Origin of the sequence: Xylophilus rhododendri (assembly GCF_009906855.1) — a bacterium.
GTDB classification, from domain to species: domain Bacteria; phylum Pseudomonadota; class Gammaproteobacteria; order Burkholderiales; family Burkholderiaceae_C; genus Xylophilus; species Xylophilus rhododendri.
In genome coordinates, this window is record NZ_CP047650.1 from 4,346,098 (window position 1) to 4,364,093 (window position 17,996).

General features: G+C 66.1%; 21 protein-coding genes and 1 pseudogene. 7 read left to right on the plus strand and 15 right to left on the minus strand.

Translation table 11 applies throughout. The annotated features are described in order from the left end of the window. The first annotated feature begins 9 nt into the window (after positions 1-9). Positions 10-422 (plus strand): annotated as a pseudogene (locus GT347_RS20000) (DUF2177 family protein). A 16-nt stretch (positions 423-438) separates the two neighbouring features. Here GT347_RS20000 and GT347_RS20005 read toward each other — a convergent pair. After that, on the minus strand, positions 439-1,554 hold the full coding sequence (locus tag GT347_RS20005; RefSeq protein WP_160553871.1) for a YihY/virulence factor BrkB family protein: 1,116 nt from the start codon (positions 1,552-1,554) through the stop codon (positions 439-441). 194 nt (positions 1,555-1,748) lie between these two features. Here GT347_RS20005 and GT347_RS20010 point away from each other — a divergent pair, with 194 nt between their 5' ends. Together GT347_RS20010 and GT347_RS20015 are read left to right on the plus strand one after the other, a co-directional pair. Next, complete coding sequence (locus tag GT347_RS20010; RefSeq protein ID WP_160553872.1) at positions 1,749-2,123, plus strand: hypothetical protein; 375 nt, start codon at positions 1,749-1,751, stop codon at positions 2,121-2,123. A 38-nt stretch (positions 2,124-2,161) separates the two neighbouring features. After that, positions 2,162-2,365, plus strand: a complete 204-nt coding sequence (locus GT347_RS20015) for a hypothetical protein (RefSeq protein WP_160553873.1) — start codon at positions 2,162-2,164, stop codon at positions 2,363-2,365. Between the two features lie 23 nt (positions 2,366-2,388). Here the strand turns inward: GT347_RS20015 and GT347_RS20020 are convergent, their stop codons facing one another. Together GT347_RS20020 and GT347_RS27960 are read right to left on the minus strand one after the other, a co-directional pair. Continuing rightward, positions 2,389-2,958 carry a surface-adhesin E family protein gene (locus GT347_RS20020; protein ID WP_160553874.1) on the minus strand — a complete coding sequence of 190 codons (570 nt, stop codon included), beginning with the start codon at positions 2,956-2,958 and terminating at the stop codon, positions 2,389-2,391. Continuing rightward, positions 2,924-4,549: a methyl-accepting chemotaxis protein gene (locus tag GT347_RS27960; RefSeq protein WP_160553875.1), complete on the minus strand. Its 1,626-nt coding sequence runs from the start codon at positions 4,547-4,549 to the stop codon at positions 2,924-2,926. Before GT347_RS27960 ends, GT347_RS20020 begins: the two co-directional genes overlap by 35 nt. Positions 4,550-4,761: 212 nt before the next feature. On the opposite strand from GT347_RS27960, the gene GT347_RS20030 reads away from it, so the two are divergent. Further along, a complete protein-coding gene (locus tag GT347_RS20030; protein ID WP_160553876.1) occupies positions 4,762-4,983 on the plus strand; it encodes a hypothetical protein in 222 nt (73 codons plus the stop codon). Here GT347_RS20030 and GT347_RS20035 read toward each other — a convergent pair. The 5 genes from GT347_RS20035 to GT347_RS20055 form a co-directional block, all read right to left on the minus strand. Then, positions 4,973-5,641, minus strand: a complete 669-nt coding sequence (locus GT347_RS20035; RefSeq protein ID WP_160553877.1) for a queuosine precursor transporter — start codon at positions 5,639-5,641, stop codon at positions 4,973-4,975. The genes GT347_RS20030 and GT347_RS20035 overlap by 11 nt on opposite strands. Before the next feature lie 135 nt (positions 5,642-5,776). Continuing rightward, complete coding sequence (locus GT347_RS20040) at positions 5,777-6,955, minus strand: ABC transporter substrate-binding protein (protein ID WP_160553878.1); 1,179 nt, start codon at positions 6,953-6,955, stop codon at positions 5,777-5,779. 261 nt (positions 6,956-7,216) lie between these two features. Beyond that, the gene (locus GT347_RS20045; RefSeq protein ID WP_229722398.1) at positions 7,217-8,239 is read right to left on the minus strand and encodes a site-specific integrase; all 1,023 of its coding nucleotides are present in this window, start codon (positions 8,237-8,239) and stop codon (positions 7,217-7,219) included. Continuing rightward, on the minus strand, positions 8,236-8,460 hold the full coding sequence (locus GT347_RS20050; RefSeq protein ID WP_160553879.1) for a DUF4224 domain-containing protein: 225 nt from the start codon (positions 8,458-8,460) through the stop codon (positions 8,236-8,238). Before GT347_RS20050 ends, GT347_RS20045 begins: the two co-directional genes overlap by 4 nt. After that, the gene (locus tag GT347_RS20055; protein ID WP_229722399.1) at positions 8,460-8,783 is read right to left on the minus strand and encodes a DUF4326 domain-containing protein; all 324 of its coding nucleotides are present in this window, start codon (positions 8,781-8,783) and stop codon (positions 8,460-8,462) included. The genes GT347_RS20050 and GT347_RS20055 overlap by 1 nt, the downstream gene beginning before the upstream one ends. Before the next feature lie 90 nt (positions 8,784-8,873). On the opposite strand from GT347_RS20055, the gene GT347_RS20060 reads away from it, so the two are divergent. Continuing rightward, positions 8,874-9,179 carry a hypothetical protein gene (locus GT347_RS20060; RefSeq protein WP_160553880.1) on the plus strand — a complete coding sequence of 102 codons (306 nt, stop codon included), beginning with the start codon at positions 8,874-8,876 and terminating at the stop codon, positions 9,177-9,179. A 228-nt stretch (positions 9,180-9,407) separates the two neighbouring features. Beyond that, a complete protein-coding gene (locus tag GT347_RS20065) occupies positions 9,408-9,626 on the plus strand; it encodes a hypothetical protein (RefSeq protein WP_160553881.1) in 219 nt (72 codons plus the stop codon). 457 nt (positions 9,627-10,083) lie between these two features. On the opposite strand, the gene GT347_RS20070 is transcribed toward GT347_RS20065, so the two are convergent. From GT347_RS20070 to GT347_RS20085, 4 genes are read right to left on the minus strand one after another with little or no spacing between them, the layout of a single operon-like run. After that, positions 10,084-10,377: a hypothetical protein gene (locus GT347_RS20070; protein ID WP_160553882.1), complete on the minus strand. Its 294-nt coding sequence runs from the start codon at positions 10,375-10,377 to the stop codon at positions 10,084-10,086. After that, positions 10,370-10,987, minus strand: a complete 618-nt coding sequence (locus GT347_RS20075) for a hypothetical protein (protein ID WP_160553883.1) — start codon at positions 10,985-10,987, stop codon at positions 10,370-10,372. The genes GT347_RS20070 and GT347_RS20075 overlap by 8 nt, the downstream gene beginning before the upstream one ends. A gap of 3 nt (positions 10,988-10,990) precedes the next feature. Continuing rightward, the gene (locus GT347_RS20080) at positions 10,991-11,878 is read right to left on the minus strand and encodes a hypothetical protein (RefSeq protein WP_160553884.1); all 888 of its coding nucleotides are present in this window, start codon (positions 11,876-11,878) and stop codon (positions 10,991-10,993) included. A gap of 20 nt (positions 11,879-11,898) precedes the next feature. Beyond that, positions 11,899-14,028 (minus strand): DNA cytosine methyltransferase, encoded by a 2,130-nt coding sequence (locus tag GT347_RS20085; RefSeq protein ID WP_160553885.1) that lies wholly within the window; start codon positions 14,026-14,028, stop codon positions 11,899-11,901. A gap of 921 nt (positions 14,029-14,949) precedes the next feature. Between GT347_RS20085 and GT347_RS27865 the strand changes: the two genes are divergently transcribed. Continuing rightward, a complete protein-coding gene (locus GT347_RS27865; RefSeq protein ID WP_268236183.1) occupies positions 14,950-15,072 on the plus strand; it encodes a hypothetical protein in 123 nt (40 codons plus the stop codon). Positions 15,073-15,091: 19 nt separating this feature from the next. Here the strand turns inward: GT347_RS27865 and GT347_RS20090 are convergent, their stop codons facing one another. From GT347_RS20090 to GT347_RS20100, 3 genes are read right to left on the minus strand one after another with little or no spacing between them, the layout of a single operon-like run. Next, positions 15,092-15,907, minus strand: a complete 816-nt coding sequence (locus GT347_RS20090; protein WP_160553886.1) for a hypothetical protein — start codon at positions 15,905-15,907, stop codon at positions 15,092-15,094. Then, positions 15,904-16,188, minus strand: coding sequence for a KTSC domain-containing protein (locus tag GT347_RS20095; protein ID WP_160553887.1), 285 nt, complete (start codon positions 16,186-16,188; stop codon positions 15,904-15,906). Before GT347_RS20095 ends, GT347_RS20090 begins: the two co-directional genes overlap by 4 nt. A gap of 11 nt (positions 16,189-16,199) precedes the next feature. Next, complete coding sequence (locus GT347_RS20100; protein ID WP_160553888.1) at positions 16,200-17,990, minus strand: YqaJ viral recombinase family protein; 1,791 nt, start codon at positions 17,988-17,990, stop codon at positions 16,200-16,202. Positions 17,991-17,996: the final 6 nt, after the last annotated feature.

The window sequence follows — 17,996 nt, forward strand, 5'->3', positions numbered from 1 at the left end:
GAGATGTCCATGCAAAACCCACTCGGTTTCAGCCAGGCCGCGGCGGCCTATGTCGCGGCACTGGTCGCCATCCTGCTGCTGGACGGCTTCTGGCTCGGATTCGCCGCCAAGGGCCTGTACCAGGTGGAGATGGGCCAGTTGATGAACGACAGTCCGCGCTGGGGCCGGCCGTCCTGTTCTATCTGGCCTATCCGGTCGGGCTGGTGATCCTGGTGACGCTCGGCGGCGTGCCTGCGCCGGCTGCCGCCGCATGGCGCGGCGCCATCGTGGGCGCCATGGCCTATGGCGCCTACAACGCCACCAATCTGTCGGTGATCCGGGGCTTTTCCACCAGGCTGGCGGTCATCGATTTTTGTTGGGGCGTGGCGCTCACCGCCGCGGCTTCGGCGGCGCTGGCCTGGGCCGCGAACCGCTTCAAATAGGCCAGGTTCGGGCGTCTCAACGACGCCGGCTGCGCCGTCGTGCCTCGGCGCGTCCCATGGCGAACCTCACCGCGACCTGCAGCACGGCCAGCGTGCCGTAGACCAGCACCTTCTGCTGCCAGGTGGGCCCCGGTGGCAGATCGGCCGTGTGCGCCAGGGGACCTTCGGGCGACTCCTGCGGCGGCAGGGCCAGCGAGCCGGCCTGGACCGCCGCGGTGGCGGGAATGCCGGGCGCCGGCTGCTGGCGATTGGGAACCTCGGCCGCGGCGGGCGGCGTGTGTGGAATGCCCGAGCGGGAGCCGTGTTCCTGGGCGAACACCCAGGTGAACTCCGCGCCCAGCAGGAAGATCTGCGCCGAGTAGTACACCCACACCAGCAGCACGATCACCGAACCGGCGGCCGCATACGACGAGGCCACGCTGGTCTTGCCCACGTACAGGCCGATCAGCAGCTTGCCCACCTCGAACAGCACGGCGGTGACACCGGCCCCCACCCACACGTCGCGCCAGGCGATGCGTGCCTGCGGCATCAGCTTGTAGATCATGGCGAACAGCACCGTGGTGATGCCTAGCGAGATGCACAGGTTGAGCAGCTGCAGTCCGATCTCCCAGCCCGGCACGTAGTCGCCGGCCCAGCGCCCGATGACGGCCACGCCCGCGCTCACCACCAGCGACACCATCAGCAAAAACGCCAGGCCCAGGATCAGCCCGAAGGACAGCAGCCGCGCGCGCAGGGTCGCCATCACCCCGGACTTGGCGTTCTGCGGCACCTGCCAGATGCGGTCCAGGGCGGATTGCAGCTCGCCGAAGACCGTGGTCGCGCCGACGATCAACACCACCACGCTGATGCCGCCGGCCACCAAGCCGTCCGCCGGTTTACTCGCGCTCTTGATCAGGCCCTGGATGGCGAGCGCGCCGTCATGCCCGATCAGGCCTTGCAGCTGCGCCACGATCTCGCCCTGCACGGCATCCCGGCCGAACACGGCGCCCGCCACCGCGATCACGATCAGCAGCAGCGGCGCCAGCGAAAAAACGGTGTAGTAGGCAATGGCCGCGCCCATGCTGGGCGCGTAGTCGTCGGACCAGGCGGCGACCGACTTTCGCGCCAGGTCGTAAAAGCGTTTGAACTGCATGCATCCCTCCAGACCGCCGATTGTTGACGTGTCGGGGCGGTCACGTCTTGGGCGCTTTTTGTTTCATCGTGTAGGCCATGGGCGATGGCGCTTGCGCCACGGTGCGTCCCACCATGGTGCCCGCAGCTTTCCTACAAGCGCGTCACGCCTGCAGTCCTAAGGTGGATGCATCCCATACCTGCGAGGAGCCGACCATGACCCAGTGGACCGTGAAGATCGAAACCAATACCAATGGCCGCTACCAGTGGCGCCACGAACCCACCGAAGGCGCGGGCAATGCCCACCTGGGTGCCGACCAGTACGACACGCCCGAAGCCGCCCGCCAGGCCGGCGAACAAGCCCTGGTGCGCCACCATGAAAACGCCGCGGCCACCGATGCGGACGGCTATGCCCTGCCGGAAACGCCGCAGCACGACGAGGACACCCGCCTGACCGAGTCGCAGGCCAAGCTGGAGTCCGAAGAGGATCCGCGGCTGATGGGTGGCGCCGGCCTGTCCATTTCCAGCCTGCCGCTCGAAGCCGAAGTACGCACCGCCGACGAAGAAGGCCAGCCGCTGCTGCGTCACTGAACCAGCCGGCCGCCACCAATCAACGACAGGAGACACCCATGACCATCAGGCCAGGCGACGAAGACAAGATGCGAAAGGCCCTCGGCGTGCCGGACGCGATGACCAAGGCCACCGGTTCGGACATCGATCCGCACAAGGCCTCGGAGTTGCGCCAGCGGGCCGAACGTGAAGAAGCCGAGGACAAGGCCAGATCCGATAGCTGGGACCGTGACGACGCCGCGCGGCCGCCCACGGGCAGCTGAACCCGCCGGGCCGCGCTGCCGCTTCAGCGAACCGCTGCGCAGGCGGCGGTGATCAGCTTGACCGCCGGCGCTCCGGGGATCTCGGAAAAGATCATCGGCGCCTCTTCCGGCTTGAAGGTGACGGTCTTCGATACCGTGCCTTGCCAGGCTGGCTGCGTGTAGAAGCTCAATGTCAGGAACCAGCCCTTGCGCGAGTTGCAATCCACCGCGGCGAGACCCTGATAAGAGCGGTAGGGAACGCCCCCGTATCCGGTGCGCATGGCCTTGCGGGTGGTCCTCACCTCGACGGCCACCTGATCCTGCCAGCTGCTGATGCCGGGGCTGATCTGGATGACATCGGTTTCCGGCAGCTCGGGATAGCCGTAGATCGTGAACCAGTCCTGGGCTGCGGCTTGGGAGGCGGCCAGAGCCGGCGCCAGGGCGAGGGCGATCGCAGCGGTGAGTCGCATCATGATGGTTCGCGAGGCGGTGCCGGACGGCACATGGATGGTGGCCGGACATGATAGCCGGCCCGCCTTTCGGCCCGACGACGGCCGCACGCCGCGGCCATCGGCCACATCAGGCACCGATGCGCGCGAATGCGGCAGGGCCACCGATGGCGGCGCCATACGCATGATGGCTGGCGGCCAGTCCGCCACCGGCCAGCCTGAACACTGACACCGCCTGCACCAGCTGCTGCGCCTGGCCCTTCAGGCTCGACGCCGCCGCTGCGCTTTCCTCCACCAGGGCCGCGTTCTGCTGCGTGGCCTGGTCCATCTGCGTCACCGTCTCGCCGACCTGTGTCACACCGGCGCTCTGCTCGCGGGTGGCCACGCTGATTTCGGCGACGATGCTGGCCACGCGCTGGATCGACTGCACCACATCGCTCATCGTGGCCCCGGCGCGATCGACCAGGGCGGTGCCCTGGCTGACCCGCTCGACGCTGGTGTCGATCAGCGTCTTGATTTCCTTGGCCGCGTCCGCGCTGCGGCCCGCCAGGCTGCGCACTTCGCTGGCGACCACCGCGAAACCACGGCCCTGTTCGCCAGCGCGGGCGGCTTCCACCGCGGCGTTCAGCGCCAGGATGTTGGTCTGGAAGGCGATGCTGTCGATCACGCCGATGATGTCGGCGATGCGGCGCGAGGCGTCGTCTATGCCCTTCATGGTGGCGACGACTTCGCCCACCACCTGTCCGCCGCGGGTGGCCACCGCGGAGGCATCGGTGGCGAGCTTGCTGGCTTCCTGGGCGTTGTCGGAGTTCTGGCGCACGGTCGAGCTCAGCTCTTCCATGGACGCCGCGGTTTCTTCCAGCGCGGCCGCCTGCTGCTCGGTGCGGCCGGACAGGTCGTGGTTGCCCTGTTCGATCTGCGCGCTGGCGGTGGCCACGCCCTCGGCATTGCCGCGCACCTCGCCCACCACCCGCGACAGGCTGTCGCGCATTTCGGAAAGCGCCTGCATCAGCTCGGCGGACTCGTCCTTGCCGGACACCGCCACCTGCATCGTCAGATCACCCTGGGCGACCTTGCTGGCCATCTCCACGGCCAGCGCCAGGGGCACGGTGATCAGCCGGGTGATCCACCAGGCCAGCAGGCCGGACACCAGCACCACCACCAGCATCAGCACCGCCAGCATGGTGCGGGCGCTGGCGTAGACGGCGGTACCGGCGTCGTGCGCCGCGTCGGCGGCCTTGCGGTTGAAGTCGGTCAGCGCGGTCATCTTGCTGGTCAGCGTCGCATACTTCGCGGCCGACGGGCCGAAGTAAAGGCGCACGATGTCGTCGTGCGGGGCGTTCTTGTCCAGCATGGCCAGCAGCTGAGCCTGGTCGGCCATGTAGCCGGTGCGAGCGGCCTGGAAATCGTCGTACAGCCGCCGCTCTTCGCCTTCGGTTACCAGGGGCGCATACACATCGACCGCCTTTTGCACCTCGGCGCGTCGGGCGGCCAGATCGTTCTTGTACTTCTCGGCCTCGTCCTGCTGCGCCGGCATGAACAGCTCGCTCTCCGTGCGGCGCATGCGGTTGACCGACACCCGCACCGTTCCCACCGCCTGCACGCTGGGCAGCCAGTTGGTGGCGATGTCGTCGGCGCCCGCCGCGACGCGGGAAAGCTGGTTCCACGCCAGGATTCCCAGCACGAGAGTCAGCAGGGTGGTGATCGTGAAGGCGAGGGCGAGCTTCGCTCCGATACGCAGGTTTGCGAGGTTCATCTTGGCGGGGGTGGAAGGAGAAGCGGGAGGAAATTTTCGTACGTCGTCACAATTGGAAACCGCCGGACCTGACCACTTCCTGAAGCATAGGAACGAATCCAGGCGTCTGTTGGTTCGATGCAACGGTAAGGCCATTCCGTAGGCCAAGGCCTAGGCCGCGATACGGCGCCCGCTGGCTGTTGGGGCTGGGTCGTGGCGAGACCATACACCGCATGAAACTTCCCACCAAACGCGGCACGAAACGCGAAGCCCAGATGGGCGAATTCGAGGCCCTGGATTCCGCTGACCGGCTCGACCGCAAGGCCGAACGCCGCCGCGCCGAAGCGCTGTCGCCCGAGAGCCCGGTCGGCTATCCCGGCGCACCGGCCCGGACTGCACGCAAATCGCAGCCGGAAAACGGCTGGGCAGGACAGCGCTTCGTCCTCATGGCTTGAGGCTGAAGGGGTTGAAGTCGGTGTGGCGGTCGTAGACGTCCACGCCCTCCTGGCGCTTGAGGAAGGCGACGACCCGGTAGGTGACGGGAGTCATCACGATTTCCCAGCCGGTCTTGAGCAGGTACTGCGCCACAACCACCGCCAGCAACTGGTGATGGGGCCAGATGCCGCCGAACGCGATCACATAGAAAAGGCTGGAGTCGACCAGTTCGCCGCACAGGGTCGAGCCGATGGTGCGCATCCACAGTGCCCGTCCCGCCATGGCGACCTTCATGCGTGCCATCACATAGCTGTTGACGAAACTGCCGCACCAGAACGCGATCACCGATCCGGCCACGATGCGCGGCGTGTTGCCGAACACGGCCTCCAGATGCGCCTGGTAGCCGGCGTTGAAGGGATCGCTCGAAGGCTTGAGCGCCAACACCACGGCCGACATCAGCGCCGCGAACACCAGCGCCGCGAAACCGGCCCAGATCACGCGCCGGTCGCGGCCATAGCCGTAGACCTCGGTGAGCACATCGCCGAAGACATAGGAGATCGGGAAGAACAGCACACCCGCGCCGAAGGTCACGGTGCCGAGCAGGGGCAGCGTGACCTCGGCCGCCTTGGCCGCACCGATCAGGTTGGAGCACAGCAGCACCGCCACGAACGCGGCCATCACGAGGTCGTAATACCGGAACTGCGGGCTGGGCGGCGTGTCCGGCAGGGGGTGGGGAGGGGGTTCATGCGGGTGGGTCCGGCGGCGGCAGGAGTGTGGCGGCTCTCAAGCAGGATCGAGGCCAGGGGGCGGGGCTCAGCGGGCCTGCTTGCCGGGATCCTTCACCCGCTCGAAGCGGTCGAATTCGACATTCACGAGTTTGCCCTCGACCTTCTCCACCTTGCGGATGTAGACCGTCTGCACGATGTCGCGGGTGGCCGGATCGATCTCGATCGGACCGCGCGGGCTTTCGAAGCGCAGGCCGCGCAGCGCCTCCATCATCCGGTTGCCGCCGAGATCGCCCCGGGTTCGCTTGAGCGCGAGGTCGATCGCCGCCATCGCGTCGTAGGCCGTCACCGCGAAATAACTCGGCCGCCTCTCCCGCCCGAAGCGGGCGGCGAAGTCGGCCACGAACTTCTGGTTCTTGGGCGAGACGTGGGTGTAGGAGTAGTGATGGCTGGTGATCAGCCCGAGCGCCACGTCGCCGGTCGCTTCCAGATAGGCATCGCTGGTGGCGTCGCCGGTCGCGAACAGCCGCACGCCGAGTTCTTCCACGCCCGACTGTTTCCAGGCCTTCAGAAAAGCCATGGGCATGGCGCCCGCCGGAAAGAAAAAGAAGACCGAGCGCGGCCGCACCTGGCGGATGCGCTGGATGCAGGCGGCGAAGTCGCTGCTGTCCAGCGTCACCCGGAACTGCCCGGCGATGGTTCCGCCGCCGCCGATGAAAGCCGCGGCGAAGGCCGTCTCGGCATCGATGCCGGAAGTGAAATCGGCCACCACCGTGAAAGCGTCCCGGATGCCGTTGCGCAGCATCCAGCGCGCCATCGGATCGGATACCTGCTGCACCGTGAACGACACCCGGGCGATATAGGGCGATGCTGCGGTGATGCCCGACGAGGAGGCGTTCATCACCACCGTGGGAATCTTGGCCTGCGTGATCACCGGCGCGACGGCATAGGCGTAGGTGCTGAAATCCAGCCCGGTCAGGATGTCGATGCGTTCCTTGCCGACCAGGTCCTGCGCGAAGCCGCGCGCCACCTCCGGTGCCGGCCCGGCCGCATCCTTGCGGATGAATTCCACGCCGCGGCCGGCCAGGGTTTCACCGTGTTCCTGGAGGTACAGCGCGATGCCGGCATCGAATTGCCGGCCGTAGTCGGCATAGGGCCCGCTGTAGGTGGCGATGATGCCGATACGCACCGGCGCATCGGCCGCGGCGGCTGCCAGCGGCAGGGCTGGTGCGGCGAGGGCGGAGAGGATTTGTCTTCTACTCGGCATTCCGGCACCTGTTGGGGGATGCACGAGCTTACGCTGCTCGCGGAAAGTTATCCGGCGGCCTTGCGACTCATGGCGCGGATCTGGTGGAGATGACCGCCAGACTGCCATGGTGCCCGGGGCCGGAATCGAACCGGCACGCCTTGCGGCGGGGGATTTTGAGTCCCTGGAAAAATTGAGCATTGGCGCGGGTTTTTGGCCTAAACGTTCCGCATTTGTGGAGGTCCGGCCTCCAGCGAGGATGGACGTTTGCGGAACGCTTTTTCAGGCCACTGGCTTGAGTTTTCTGACGGCTCCGTAGTGCCTTTCCGTGAGTCGTTTGTCGTCGTGCTGCAGCAGGTCTGAAGCCTCCTCCAAGCTGCCGGATTTCTGAGCTGCGCGCTTCCTGCCGTCGCGCAGAAACAGCGCTCGAATCGCCGCCACGCTTTGGCCATCGTCCGCGAGAGAGGCCTTCACCGCAGCCCGCTCCCGGGCCGTGTCCCACCGGTATCGCAGCATCTTCAGGTTCACCGGCCGCCCGTCCGGAGTGGATAGCAGCATGAGGTGGTCGGCGCCGAGGGCGCGGCGCCGGGCCAGCAGATCGGGCAGCGTTGCCGACAGGCTGAGATCCCACTCGGCTTCCTTCCCGGTCTTGCTGGCCTCCAGGTGCAGGATGTCGGTCCGGGGCATGAGGACGGTGATGCAGTCGGTCAGGCGCATGCCGGTGGCGCTGGCCAGGTCCATGCAGTCGTGCAGCACCTGGTCGCCTTCGTACCGGATGGCATTCCAGATCTCATCGCGCACGCGCATGCGCCGCGGCTTCTCCTTGTTTTTCCAGCCGGACCGCTCCATGCCGGCCGCCGGCCACACCAGGGTCGTGTAGCCCTCGCCTCGGGCCCAGTTCCAGATCAGCGATAGAAGAGCCATCTCGCGGTTGCCTTGTGTCTTGGCGCTCCGTGCTCGCAGATAGCCCTTAAGCAGCGGGACGTCGACCTGGTCCCAAGTGCCCGGGCCGAACGTCGGCCGGATCCGGCGCAGCTGCTTCGTGTAGCCCTCGCGGGTGTGGTGGTTCGTGTAAGTGGGCAGCACCTCGGCCTCCCAGGCCTTGAACGCTTCCTCGATGGTGCCGACCATGCGCGGAGCTTGGTGGTGGATCTCATCCCAACGCTTCACGGCCTCGTCGAAGTCCTTGCCGAGCGGAATGTCCGCCTCGCTCCAAGCCCGGCGGTCGTAAAAATAGTAGACGACCACTTTCCCCGACTTGCGCCGGCGCGTGACGGATCGGAGGTTGGGGTATTGGCCGGTCATTTCACCAGTGCGAGGCTGATCCCGCGCGAGGGCGTGACGGCGCGGCCGGCAAGCCATTCGCGGGTGTGAAAACGGCTGACGAGGATACGCCTGCCGCGGCGCCGGAAGGGTATGCCATCGGCGGCCAGGATGCGCTCCTGCTCGTCGATGTTCGCGGTGTCGGCCAGCGCCTTGACCTCGCTCGGGGTCAGGAATTCGTCGGCTAGTGGTTGAGCGGACATCAGCCTTCTCCTTGCGCCGCATTCGCCAGCTGCAGCAGCACGTCAGCGTGGCAAGGCGTGCCCAAGCGGCACCAGCATGCGAGGTTCTTGCCGCGCAGCTCGCGCCGGATGTCGTCGGTGGAAACCCAGACGTGAGCAGAGCCGCGGCGCGCGGTATGGCCCAGGTAGCCCCCATCGCGGTCAAGCTGATCGCGGAACAGCACCACGGCCGTGGCGGCATCCTTGATCTCGACCGTGCCGTGCCCAGCATCGACCTGATCGCCGACGCGGAAGGGATTGCCCCAGATGGTGGTGCGATCGACCTTCACGGTGTTGGCTGGCATGCGCCAGCCAGCGGTGCGGCCGAGCTGCACTCGGTGCGGCAGGGCTGGGGGCGGCTGAGTGGCAGCTGTGTGCGGCATACTCGTTCCTGCATGGAAAGTCCCGTCAATGCTATATACCGGATCTGCGCAGTGCGATACGGCGCCGACGGCTATCTGGCCGCTGTGCGTTGGTGCCGGATGGAACTCGACACGGACAATGCGACTGCTGGTCAGCTCGAGGAAGTGGGCGCGGACAGAGCCATGGCCGCGGCCTATGCCAACCTGGTGTATGCCTGGGGACCAAGCCGGCTCGTCAATCGAATCGTGGTCGAGCCAAAAGCATTTGGTGGCAGCCGATTGGCGGACTCGTCCGATGCGGCTGCAGATTCCTGGCTGACCAGCATGCCGAGGTTTTGACTCTGATTGAACCAGGGTCAGCTTGCGGTCAGACATTTGTAGTAAGACTGACCCGCGCATATCGACGCGCGCGCTCAGACACCCCTCGGCGGTGGAAATTGCCCCCCCGATCGTTTTGATCTCTCCGGTGGTCGCACTCTCTTTCTGCAGAACTGCGATTGCTAGGTTGCTGAGACGCTGAACCGGTAGCGTGAACCAACCTCCAACAGTATTTTTAAAAGTTTGACCATGCCCGCTGAATACCTTATCAACATCGGCGAGGCTCAGGTTTACCTGACGGCCCAGGGCGAGCGCTGCAGCCGCGGCGCCCTCGGCACGGGACCGATCTATTTCGTTCGCTGTGACACCGACGGGGTGCCTCTGTTGGCCAACTGGGACATCGGGCTCAGCGAATTCTCCGAAGAGCAACGCAAATCCGCGCAGGTTTGGGCGCGGGCTCGAGATTGATTCAACCGGATCTGATTGGCTATCCCATTTTTCGTAATCGGGATATCGCAATCCGACTAGTTCGCTATGGCGTAAACGCGTTATCGGCTGATCGCAGCCGCATGTGTTATCAATCGCCGGGTTAACAGCCCTTATAAAGCCATGGACATTTCCGGTCTTCGCCAAGAGGCAGCACCAGTTGCGTCGTTGTCGGTTACGGCTCACTATTTGGTGCACATTGGCGGTACGCAGCTTTATTTCGACATTGACTTGGAGCCGTGCAAAGCGCCGCGGGACGGCCCGGTAGACGATCCCCGTCCGGTGTATTTCCGCCCAGCCAACTCTGCCACCCTTTGGACGCACGAATGGCAAGCGCTGCTTGCTGACTTCACCGTGGAGCAAAGGATTGCTGCGCGTCTGTGGGTGCGAGAAGGCGGATAACTGGAGCTGATGCGGCGCTAGACAAGCCGCGCGCTTTTTACTGCACGCCATTGCCGCCTCCCTTCCCACCCAGGCCATCTGCCTGAGGGGCTGCGAGTCGGGCCAATTCGGTTGTCAGGGCCAGGAAGGTGCGCCAGGGTTGCGGCTCCAGCACTCGGGTGGGCTTGCAGCTACCGGCGTGCGGGAAGGGGCTGTCCATGTAGTTGGTGATTTGCGCCCGGTTGCAAAACCTGCAGCGCAGGTAGTCGCCGTCAAGCGTCCATCGGTTTGAGAAGTCGCAGAGGTCGCCATTGATCGCGCTTGTGGCCTCGATGTATTTCCGGTCAGACATGGCTCTCTCCCTTCTCTGCCATCTGATCCATTGGGCTTTTGTTGGGGGTGGCGTCCTCGATCAGAAGCGCGAACTTGCCAGAGCTCCACGACAGGGGTGCGCAGGAGGCCGCCACCTTGTTGTAGGCCTCGACGGCTTCCTGAAGGTCGCTCGGCAAGCTGTGCCAGTCGCCGTCCTCCGGCAGCTCGTCGCAGAAGAAGTCTTCGTCCAGCTGGCGCGGGAGGTTCGGATCGCAGAGCACCAGGCGCAGGCCGGTAAGCGACTCGCCCTCGTCGAGGTTTTCCGTGGCATCCTGGATGTCCTGGAAGTAGCGATCCTTCGCCTCGCTGTAGAGCATCTGGTGGCCGTCCCATGCCTTACGTGGCATAGCGGCGTAGCGTTCCAGCTTGCGTCGGGCGCCGCAGGCGTCACAGACCCCGTAGCCCTTGTCGCAGGTCGCGCCGCAGTCGGCGCAGGCGCCGTGCGTGCTGCCGCAATAGCGTGCCATGCGCTCCCCGTGAGCATCGTCGCTCCAGAGGCTGCCATCGCGGCCAACCCAGCAGGTGACCGACTTGCGTTCGGCGGCCAGCGGCGAACTCGGCAAGATGACGGTTTCAGTCTTGGCGTTCATGGCTCACGCTCCTTTGGTTGCTTGAGAAGCGATAGCTGCGTCGAATTTCGGTTTGGCTGCGTAGCGGGCACGCATCTTGTCGCGGACATGCGGCTGGCAGATATGTGCCACGTCGGCCTCCGCCATGGCGATCATGTCGATGCCCTTGGCCTGCGCCAGTGCGCCCAACGTGGCAACAACCGAGCCGATTTCCTTCGCCAACTCGCCCACGGGGCGGCTGTAGGTGTGCGCCACCCGCTGGTGCGCCTCCTGCTCGGACATGGCGGCCGCCTGCGCCACCTCGATGGCCTCCTCGAAGAAGTGGCCGCGCCGGTCGGGCAGGCTTTCCATGCACTCGATGCCGAAGGCCGCGCAGCCGGCGGCCCAGATGCGGGCCTGGAGGGCATCCGGATGCTCCGCTCCTGCCGGTGCAGCCTGCTCGGGCTGTCGAACCACCGCGCAGGCGCCGGCCATGCGCTGGCTGCGGATGCGGTTGAATTGCTCTTGTTTGCCTTCCGTGCAGAGGTTCCAGCCCAGCAGCATGCCTGCCGCGTAATTGGAGTCGGCAATCGCGTCCTGGCGCTCGCTCGGCGCTCCCTTGCCGGACTCCACGGCAGGAGCGGCTGCAGACGCGGATGCTTCACCCGCCAGGGCGGCCCGTGCGACCGCGCCGGCGGCGCCTTCCGCGTAGGTCTGGAGGGCGGCGCGCAGCACGTTGATTTCGGTCTGGGCATCGTCCATGACAGCCTGGGCCGATGGGCGCTCAATCCAGTTGCCGGACTCGTCCGAAACGCGCCGAACCCCTCCGCACAAGAGGATGAAACTGAAGGCAGGGAGCCTGCAGAGCTTGTCCCAATACTCGTAGCCGGGGCGAAGTGCTGGAGCGGCGCCGCTCATAGGGATGTTTTCCATGTTGTTTCCTTGGGAGGGAGTCATGCGGCAGCGCGCCCGTGGATCTGGGCTTCGTGGGCGAAGTTGGCGCGGGCGAGGGCCTCGGCCTGGGCCGGCGCCACGCTGTTGTCGCACATGCGCACCTGGGCGGTCGCGGTGAGCGGAATGCGGGGCGCCAGTAGCGGCTCCGTCGCCTGCATGCCACCGGCGAACAGCAGGGTCGGGTCCGGGATTTCGTGGATCACGTAGCCCGGCGGGAAGCTCTGGGCCAGGAACAGCTCCGGCGCCTTGAGCATCCGCAACGTGATGTCCACCAGCACCCAGTCGCCCACCAGCACCAGGTCGGCCGGCTCGGGAAAGTGCTCCGGCAGGTACAGGTGCAGCAACTCGGCGCACTGCTTGGCTCGGGCCCGCAAGTCGGGCGCCAGACAGTCGGCCGATACCTGCACCACCTGCACCAGGCCCATCCGGCCCTTCGTCGGCAGCGTGTGCATCGGCTCGGCCAGACCCTGCCACTGCCCGCCGCTGGAGTAGTACTTCACGCAGTAGGCGGTGATCAGGCGCTGATTGCTGCCGGCTGCGGTGATGGTGGACATCGGCGCATCGGCTGCACGGCCGTCGCCGTCGTAGAAGCCGCCATTGGCCTGCTCCAGGCAGACGGCCGCGATGGCGCTGGTGGCGCCGCTTGCGGTCACGGTGTTCAGCGGCACGTCAAGGCTGCGGATGCCGTGGCTGAACCGCTTCGTGCCGTCCTTGCCTTCGCCGTGACCCATGTCCACCAGGTGCGCCGCCACCAGCCCCAGCGGCACGCTGCCGCCGGGCCGCTTCACGAAGCTGTTCGCGGTGACGGTGTGGAGCGGCTCCTGCAGGTCGTGCCCGACGCTGTTGGCGCGGAACTTGGTGACGAAGGCGCCTTCGCAGACGGCATGCTTCACGCCGCCGGCCACCACCGTGCCTAGCGGTGCTCCGATGTCGAGGGCCCGCGGCTCCTGGCCTGGCCGCTCGCCATAGCCGACGGTGATCAGGTGCGCGCCAGATAGCGCGTGATGCGTGCCGCCGGCCGAGATCGTCGAGAGCGGTGCGGCCACGTCATCGCCGTTGAGATGCGGTTCGTCGGTGCCGCGCAGCGGGTGCAGCGTGGGTGCCACGACGGCGCGATGGTTCTCGGTCGTCATCGCGCCCAACGGGCGGTCAGCTGCGACCGGCCTGCCGCCGTATTCAGGCCCACCGGCACCGAGGATCATGGGTGCCAACACCGGCAAGGCCAGCGCCGAGTCGGCCTTCGAGGTGATGGTCTGGACCGGCTGGTGCACACCGCGCGCCGGGCTCTGGCCCATGCGCCCGCCCACACCCACGATGAAGGGCTTCGGGCTGGTCAGGACGTGCCGCCACAGGCCCTTCGCCACGCGGCGCAGGGTGTTGTCGGCCAGCGCCTTCTTGCGGTCGAACACGCTGCGCGCCGGCAGGGTGAAGTCGATGCACTCGGCGGCGCTGCGCCAGGGCAGCAGCTTGCCGGCCAGCACCGCCGCGCTGGTGGGCTCGCCGTGAGTAGCCTCGGGCCAGACGATGGGCAGGCCGTCGCGGCGCGCCACCATGAACAGGCGCTTGCGGATCGTCGGCGCGCCGTTGTCGCAGGCGCGCAGCTCGCGCCACTCGACTTGGTAGCCGTGGGCGCGCAGCTGACGGACGAAGCTCTCGAAGGTCTTGCCGCGCTTGGCAGGATCCGGGCGGACCAGGCCATCCGGGCCGACCAGCAGCGGGCCCCAGGTGGTGAACTCCTCGACGTTCTCCAGCATCATCACGCGGGGCTTGCACCGGGCGATCCAGCGCATGCCCACCCAGGCAAGGCCGCGGATGTGCTTCGCCACCGGCGTGCCGCCCTTGGCCTTGCTGAAATGCTTGCAGTCGGGCGAAAGCCAGACCAGGCCCACCGGCTGATTCTTCGTGACCTTGATCGGGTCCACGTCCCAGACGCTCTCCAGCAGGTGCAGCGTGCGAGGGTGGTTGATGGCGTGCATCGCCAGCGCCTCGGGATCGTGGTTGATGGCGATGTCCACGGGGCGGCCGAATGCGGCTTCGAGGCCGGTGCTGGTGCCGCCGCCACCGGCGAAGTTGTCGATGATGAGCTCGTCGGCGAAGCCGAGCGGCATGGTGAAAGCATCGCGCTTCATGCGGCGCTCCTTTCCGCCGCCCGACGCCCGTCTGGCGCGGTGTGGGTCTGGTCCTGCAAGCCGGTGGGTCGTAGGCCTGTAACGCGACGAGAGCTTCGGAGGTGTTCTGGGTGGCACCGTTGCAGGTGAATGCGACCATGACCAGAAAAGATCCCGTGTACGACGCCTGGAATCGGCTGCGGGGCCGATGGGAACTTGTCACAGGCGAAGCTCAACGAGAGCGGGCAAAGATGAATGCGCGCTTGGCACAGGCGGCCCGGGGCGAAAAGCCGGCTCCGCGGGATGCCGAATTCGCTGAGTGCGACAGGCTGGACGAATTGGCGAAGAGCCTGGCTGCCGACATGGATGTGCTCAGCTCGCGGTACTGACGCCGCGTCCGGCTGAGTTGCCTGCGAAATCCCCTTCGGCAAGTCGGATGCCTGCATCCGCATGAGACGACCCGACGTATCCAGCTCAAGACAATAAGTTTGGAGCCAAAGATGAGTCGGTTGGGAAAGTCGGCACAGGAAATTACCGCTGAGATCGGGCGCGTTGTGCGCGACGAGTTGGGGCAGCCTGAGTTCCTGGACAGCAGCATCCAGTTCACGCCGGGCCCGCGTTGGCCCACCTTGGACGATCCTTGCAATTGGCAGATCGTTGTTGCACCGCCGGTGCGACAGCAGGTTTGGCGAGCGCTGTGCATTGCGGCTGAGCGCGTGCGCGCACGTTGGGATTTGAAGCCTTCCCTTGGCTCCAAGTGAACAGCTTTCTGCCGCCGTGGTCAGCCGCTGGCGCTCTTCCGGACAGGTGATCCTAGCCATCCGAGGGGCAGCCTTCTCTGCTGCGCCCCTCAGGCTGCGGTTTGCTGCGCAGTCAACATTGCGTCCCGGCGCTACGTGAAAACCCGTATATTTCGAGTCCTGACCACGCGCAGGAGCGGCAATGCACTTCGGTACCAACGGGCCAGACCCGGCGCCGCAGGAAAAGTCACGGAGCTGGCTCGACTGGCTGAGCGATGGCTTTGACGTCGTCGAGCTGATCGTCGAGGTTATGAAATTGTTCTGAGTGTTCTCGGAGCTGTTCATTACGCAGCCTCCGCCAACGACTTGGCAATCGAGCGAAGGTCGCCGGCGCCAACACCGTTCGACGTTTTGGCCTGCAGTCGAATTTCTCCCGTTGCGGCATCGAACGAGGTCACCGTGACGCCGCGCTCCAGAGCCTTGAACAGCTGCCCGTCGTTCAGCGCCACCAGTTTGGAGTTGCCCTTGGCTTGCGCAGCCTCCAGACGTGCAGCGAGTTCCTGCCCAGCCTCGGCGCCGCGCTTGCGAACTGCCTTCACCGCCTCTGCCGCGCTCACCGTGCCCGCTTGCACCATGCGTTGAATGTCCGTGTTGGCATTGGCCAGAAGCAGCATCTGGCGGATGTGCTCCTCGCTTTTTTGCATGCTCGTGGCGATGCGCGAGACCGGCCAATCGAAGGCCGCCAGCCGCTTGTAGACACGGCCAAGCTCCAGCGGGGCGAGCTTCAAGCCGGCGTTGGTTTGCGCGATGGCCGCGACGGCTTCGGCGTCGTTGCCGGTGAACACGTCGAAGCGCATCCACACCTCGCCATCGGCATCAGCGATGCTCGAGTCCTCGGCCAGAGCGCGGCGGGTCGCCTCGGTGCGGCAGTGACCATCGCGCACCAGGCCGCCTTTGTCTTCCAGCGAAATCAGGATCGGAGGCCATGTCCCACCGGCCAGCTTGTGGCGTTTCAACGCCTCGATGTGCGCCTCCAGTTCTGGGCCGGGGGTGCGCTCGTTGAAGCCGTCCTGCACGCGCAGGGCCGACAGGCGGATCACCGGGCCGGTGTCGGGGCGCCGGATGATCTTCGCGGCGTTGAGTTTGTTGAGCGAACTCACGCGGCCACCTCCGGCAGCTTGAACTTCTTGAACGGCAGATGCTTGATGTGCGCGCCGAAGAAGACGCCTTTCGATTCGGCAGCCATGAACTCGGCATGCTTCTCCGGCTCGACGTCCGGGTACTGGTAGAGAGCCTGACCGCGGGTGAAGGTGACGGCCAGGGTCTTCGTCTCGGGGTCGTAGCCGATCTCGGCCACCTGGTTGGACTCGACGGCCTGGCGGTTGATGGCGAGGGGCTCGCTTTCGGAGAAGGGCTGGGCGACGGGGAAGGTTTTACGCATGTGGATCTCCTTCAGGCGGCCTGCAGGGCGCGCACGCGGTTGATGTGGGCGATCAGGGCGGCGGTGATGCGCGGCCAGTCGGATTCGAGGTAGAGCGGGGCGGCACGCTCACGGGCGGCGGGCTCGAAGCCGAGCGTCATGAGGAATGCGCCGGGGAGTGCGAAGCCAAGGCGCTCGGCCATGGTTCCGAGCTTCAGGGTCGGCACCTCGTCGGTCGCCGGCTCGGGGAAGGTGTTCGGCGTCAGGATCTCGGGCTCGGCCGGAGGCGCGGCGGCCGCCTGGGCTGCGGCAGTAGCGGTCTGCACCACTGCGCGGGCGGAGACGGCGGCTTGTTGGCGCTGACGCTCGTCCGCTTCGGCTTGGCGCTGCTGGGCGGCCTGCCGGTCGCGCTCCTGCTGCTCGGCCTGCAGGCGCTGCTGTTCTGCGGCGTGGGCCAGCTGCTGGGCTCGGGCCTCCTCCTCGCGGCGGATCTGCTGGCGCAACTGGTCGGCCTTGGCTTCTTCCTGGCGCTGGTGGTCGGCCAGCCGCGTGCGCACCAGGGCGGTCAGGTCATCGTTTGCTTTCAGGACCAGCTGCGCCGTGTCGGGGAACAGGGAGTGGTGCCCGATAGCCAGCTCGCGCAGCGTGGCCAGGTTCACCTGGATGCGGTCGGCCGTCTCGTTGGCTGCAATTTTGGAAGACGCAAGAAGGGTGGCGATCGCATCCTCCATGTTGTCGAAGTTCTTCTTGCCAGCGATTGCCCCTGCGAAGTCCGCCTTGGCTGCAGCCTCCGGCATGTAGGGCTTGCCGAGGCGGACATTGAGTGCGTCGACGTGCGCCTTTAAGGCTGCATGACCATCGAACACGATCTTGGTCTTGCGGTTCTTCTTTTCAGCCTCGACGATCTTTTCGCGGGCAAGCCGGGTAGTGCGTGCCAGTGCATGCAGTTCGGCCTTCAGGCGGCGCATCGCATCGACGTCCGTCAGTTCGCCGAGCGCGGCTTCCTCGGCCGAATCCAGCGCATCCTCGATCTTCTTGAGCGCCTTGCACTCGGCGTCCGCGTTGGCGAATTCCTGATCGTTGCTGGGCTTCTCGACCATGCGACCGATGAAGGCCCGCAGCGCCACGCTGATCTCGGGCAGGTTGGACGCCACCGCCAGGGAACCGCTGAGGCGGACCTGTACGGCCGGCAAGGTCTGCACGGGTGCAGCCACAACCTTTGCTACAACTTCCATCGGCACATAGGCCGCAACATCGGCTTCGAGCTGCGCCCAACCGGCGACGATCTGGGCGCGCAGCTGCGGGTCCGTCACGTACCAGGCCTCACGTTTTTCGACGAGCTCATCGCCGCGCCATTTGGACGCCATGAACAGCGTGCGGCTCGCGTTCGAAACCAGGTGCTGGTGCTCCATTTGCACTCGGTAGAGCAGAGGAAGGTCGGCACCCGTGCAACCGGAGACCATCGCAGCGCGCAAAAGCTCGTTCAGGCTCTTGTGCTCGAAGGCGTCTGCCCGGTCCATGGTCAGCCCGTCGAAGGAAGCGGAATACTTTCCGTTGGTGCCGGTCACCGGGTAAAGGTCGTCCCCGACGATGTCTTCGGCCAGCGGCCGGGCGAGCGCTTCGGAGCGATGGCCTTCGGCGAAGATCAGCTGCATCTCGGCCGTGACTTCCGGCGCAATGCCCGTCGCGAGCCGATGGATAAGCTGCGTGCGCGTTTCGTAAGGCGAGCAGCCCATCATGGCTGGCGCATCGCTGGCATTAAAGTGCTGGGCACGATGGGCGTGCCACTCCGGTGTGCCTTGTTGAAGCTTGTGTGTTTGCATGGTGGT

Bases quoted from the DNA above. Each gene is read 5' to 3' on its own strand.
- GT347_RS20005 (WP_160553871.1), bottom strand. From the start codon at position 1,554: ATGCAGTTCAAACGCTTTTACGACCTGGCGCGAAAGTCGGTCGCCGCC.
- GT347_RS20010 (WP_160553872.1), top strand. From the start codon at position 1,749: ATGACCCAGTGGACCGTGAAGATCGAAACCAATACCAATGGCCGCTAC.
- GT347_RS20015 (WP_160553873.1), top strand. From the start codon at position 2,162: ATGACCATCAGGCCAGGCGACGAAGACAAGATGCGAAAGGCCCTCGGC.
- GT347_RS27960 (WP_160553875.1), bottom strand. From the start codon at position 4,549: ATGAACCTCGCAAACCTGCGTATCGGAGCGAAGCTCGCCCTCGCCTTC.
- GT347_RS20030 (WP_160553876.1), top strand. From the start codon at position 4,762: ATGAAACTTCCCACCAAACGCGGCACGAAACGCGAAGCCCAGATGGGC.
- GT347_RS20035 (WP_160553877.1), bottom strand. From the start codon at position 5,641: ATGGCCGCGTTCGTGGCGGTGCTGCTGTGCTCCAACCTGATCGGTGCG.
- GT347_RS20040 (WP_160553878.1), bottom strand. From the start codon at position 6,955: ATGCCGAGTAGAAGACAAATCCTCTCCGCCCTCGCCGCACCAGCCCTG.
- GT347_RS20045 (WP_229722398.1), bottom strand. From the start codon at position 8,239: ATGACCGGCCAATACCCCAACCTCCGATCCGTCACGCGCCGGCGCAAG.
- GT347_RS20050 (WP_160553879.1), bottom strand. From the start codon at position 8,460: ATGTCCGCTCAACCACTAGCCGACGAATTCCTGACCCCGAGCGAGGTC.
- GT347_RS20055 (WP_229722399.1), bottom strand. From the start codon at position 8,783: ATGCCAGCCAACACCGTGAAGGTCGATCGCACCACCATCTGGGGCAAT.
- GT347_RS20060 (WP_160553880.1), top strand. From the start codon at position 8,874: ATGGAAAGTCCCGTCAATGCTATATACCGGATCTGCGCAGTGCGATAC.
- GT347_RS20065 (WP_160553881.1), top strand. From the start codon at position 9,408: ATGCCCGCTGAATACCTTATCAACATCGGCGAGGCTCAGGTTTACCTG.
- GT347_RS20070 (WP_160553882.1), bottom strand. From the start codon at position 10,377: ATGTCTGACCGGAAATACATCGAGGCCACAAGCGCGATCAATGGCGAC.
- GT347_RS20075 (WP_160553883.1), bottom strand. From the start codon at position 10,987: ATGAACGCCAAGACTGAAACCGTCATCTTGCCGAGTTCGCCGCTGGCC.
- GT347_RS20080 (WP_160553884.1), bottom strand. From the start codon at position 11,878: ATGGAAAACATCCCTATGAGCGGCGCCGCTCCAGCACTTCGCCCCGGC.
- GT347_RS20085 (WP_160553885.1), bottom strand. From the start codon at position 14,028: ATGAAGCGCGATGCTTTCACCATGCCGCTCGGCTTCGCCGACGAGCTC.
- GT347_RS27865 (WP_268236183.1), top strand. From the start codon at position 14,950: ATGCACTTCGGTACCAACGGGCCAGACCCGGCGCCGCAGGAAAAGTCA.
- GT347_RS20095 (WP_160553887.1), bottom strand. From the start codon at position 16,188: ATGCGTAAAACCTTCCCCGTCGCCCAGCCCTTCTCCGAAAGCGAGCCC.
- GT347_RS20100 (WP_160553888.1), bottom strand. From the start codon at position 17,990: ATGCAAACACACAAGCTTCAACAAGGCACACCGGAGTGGCACGCCCAT.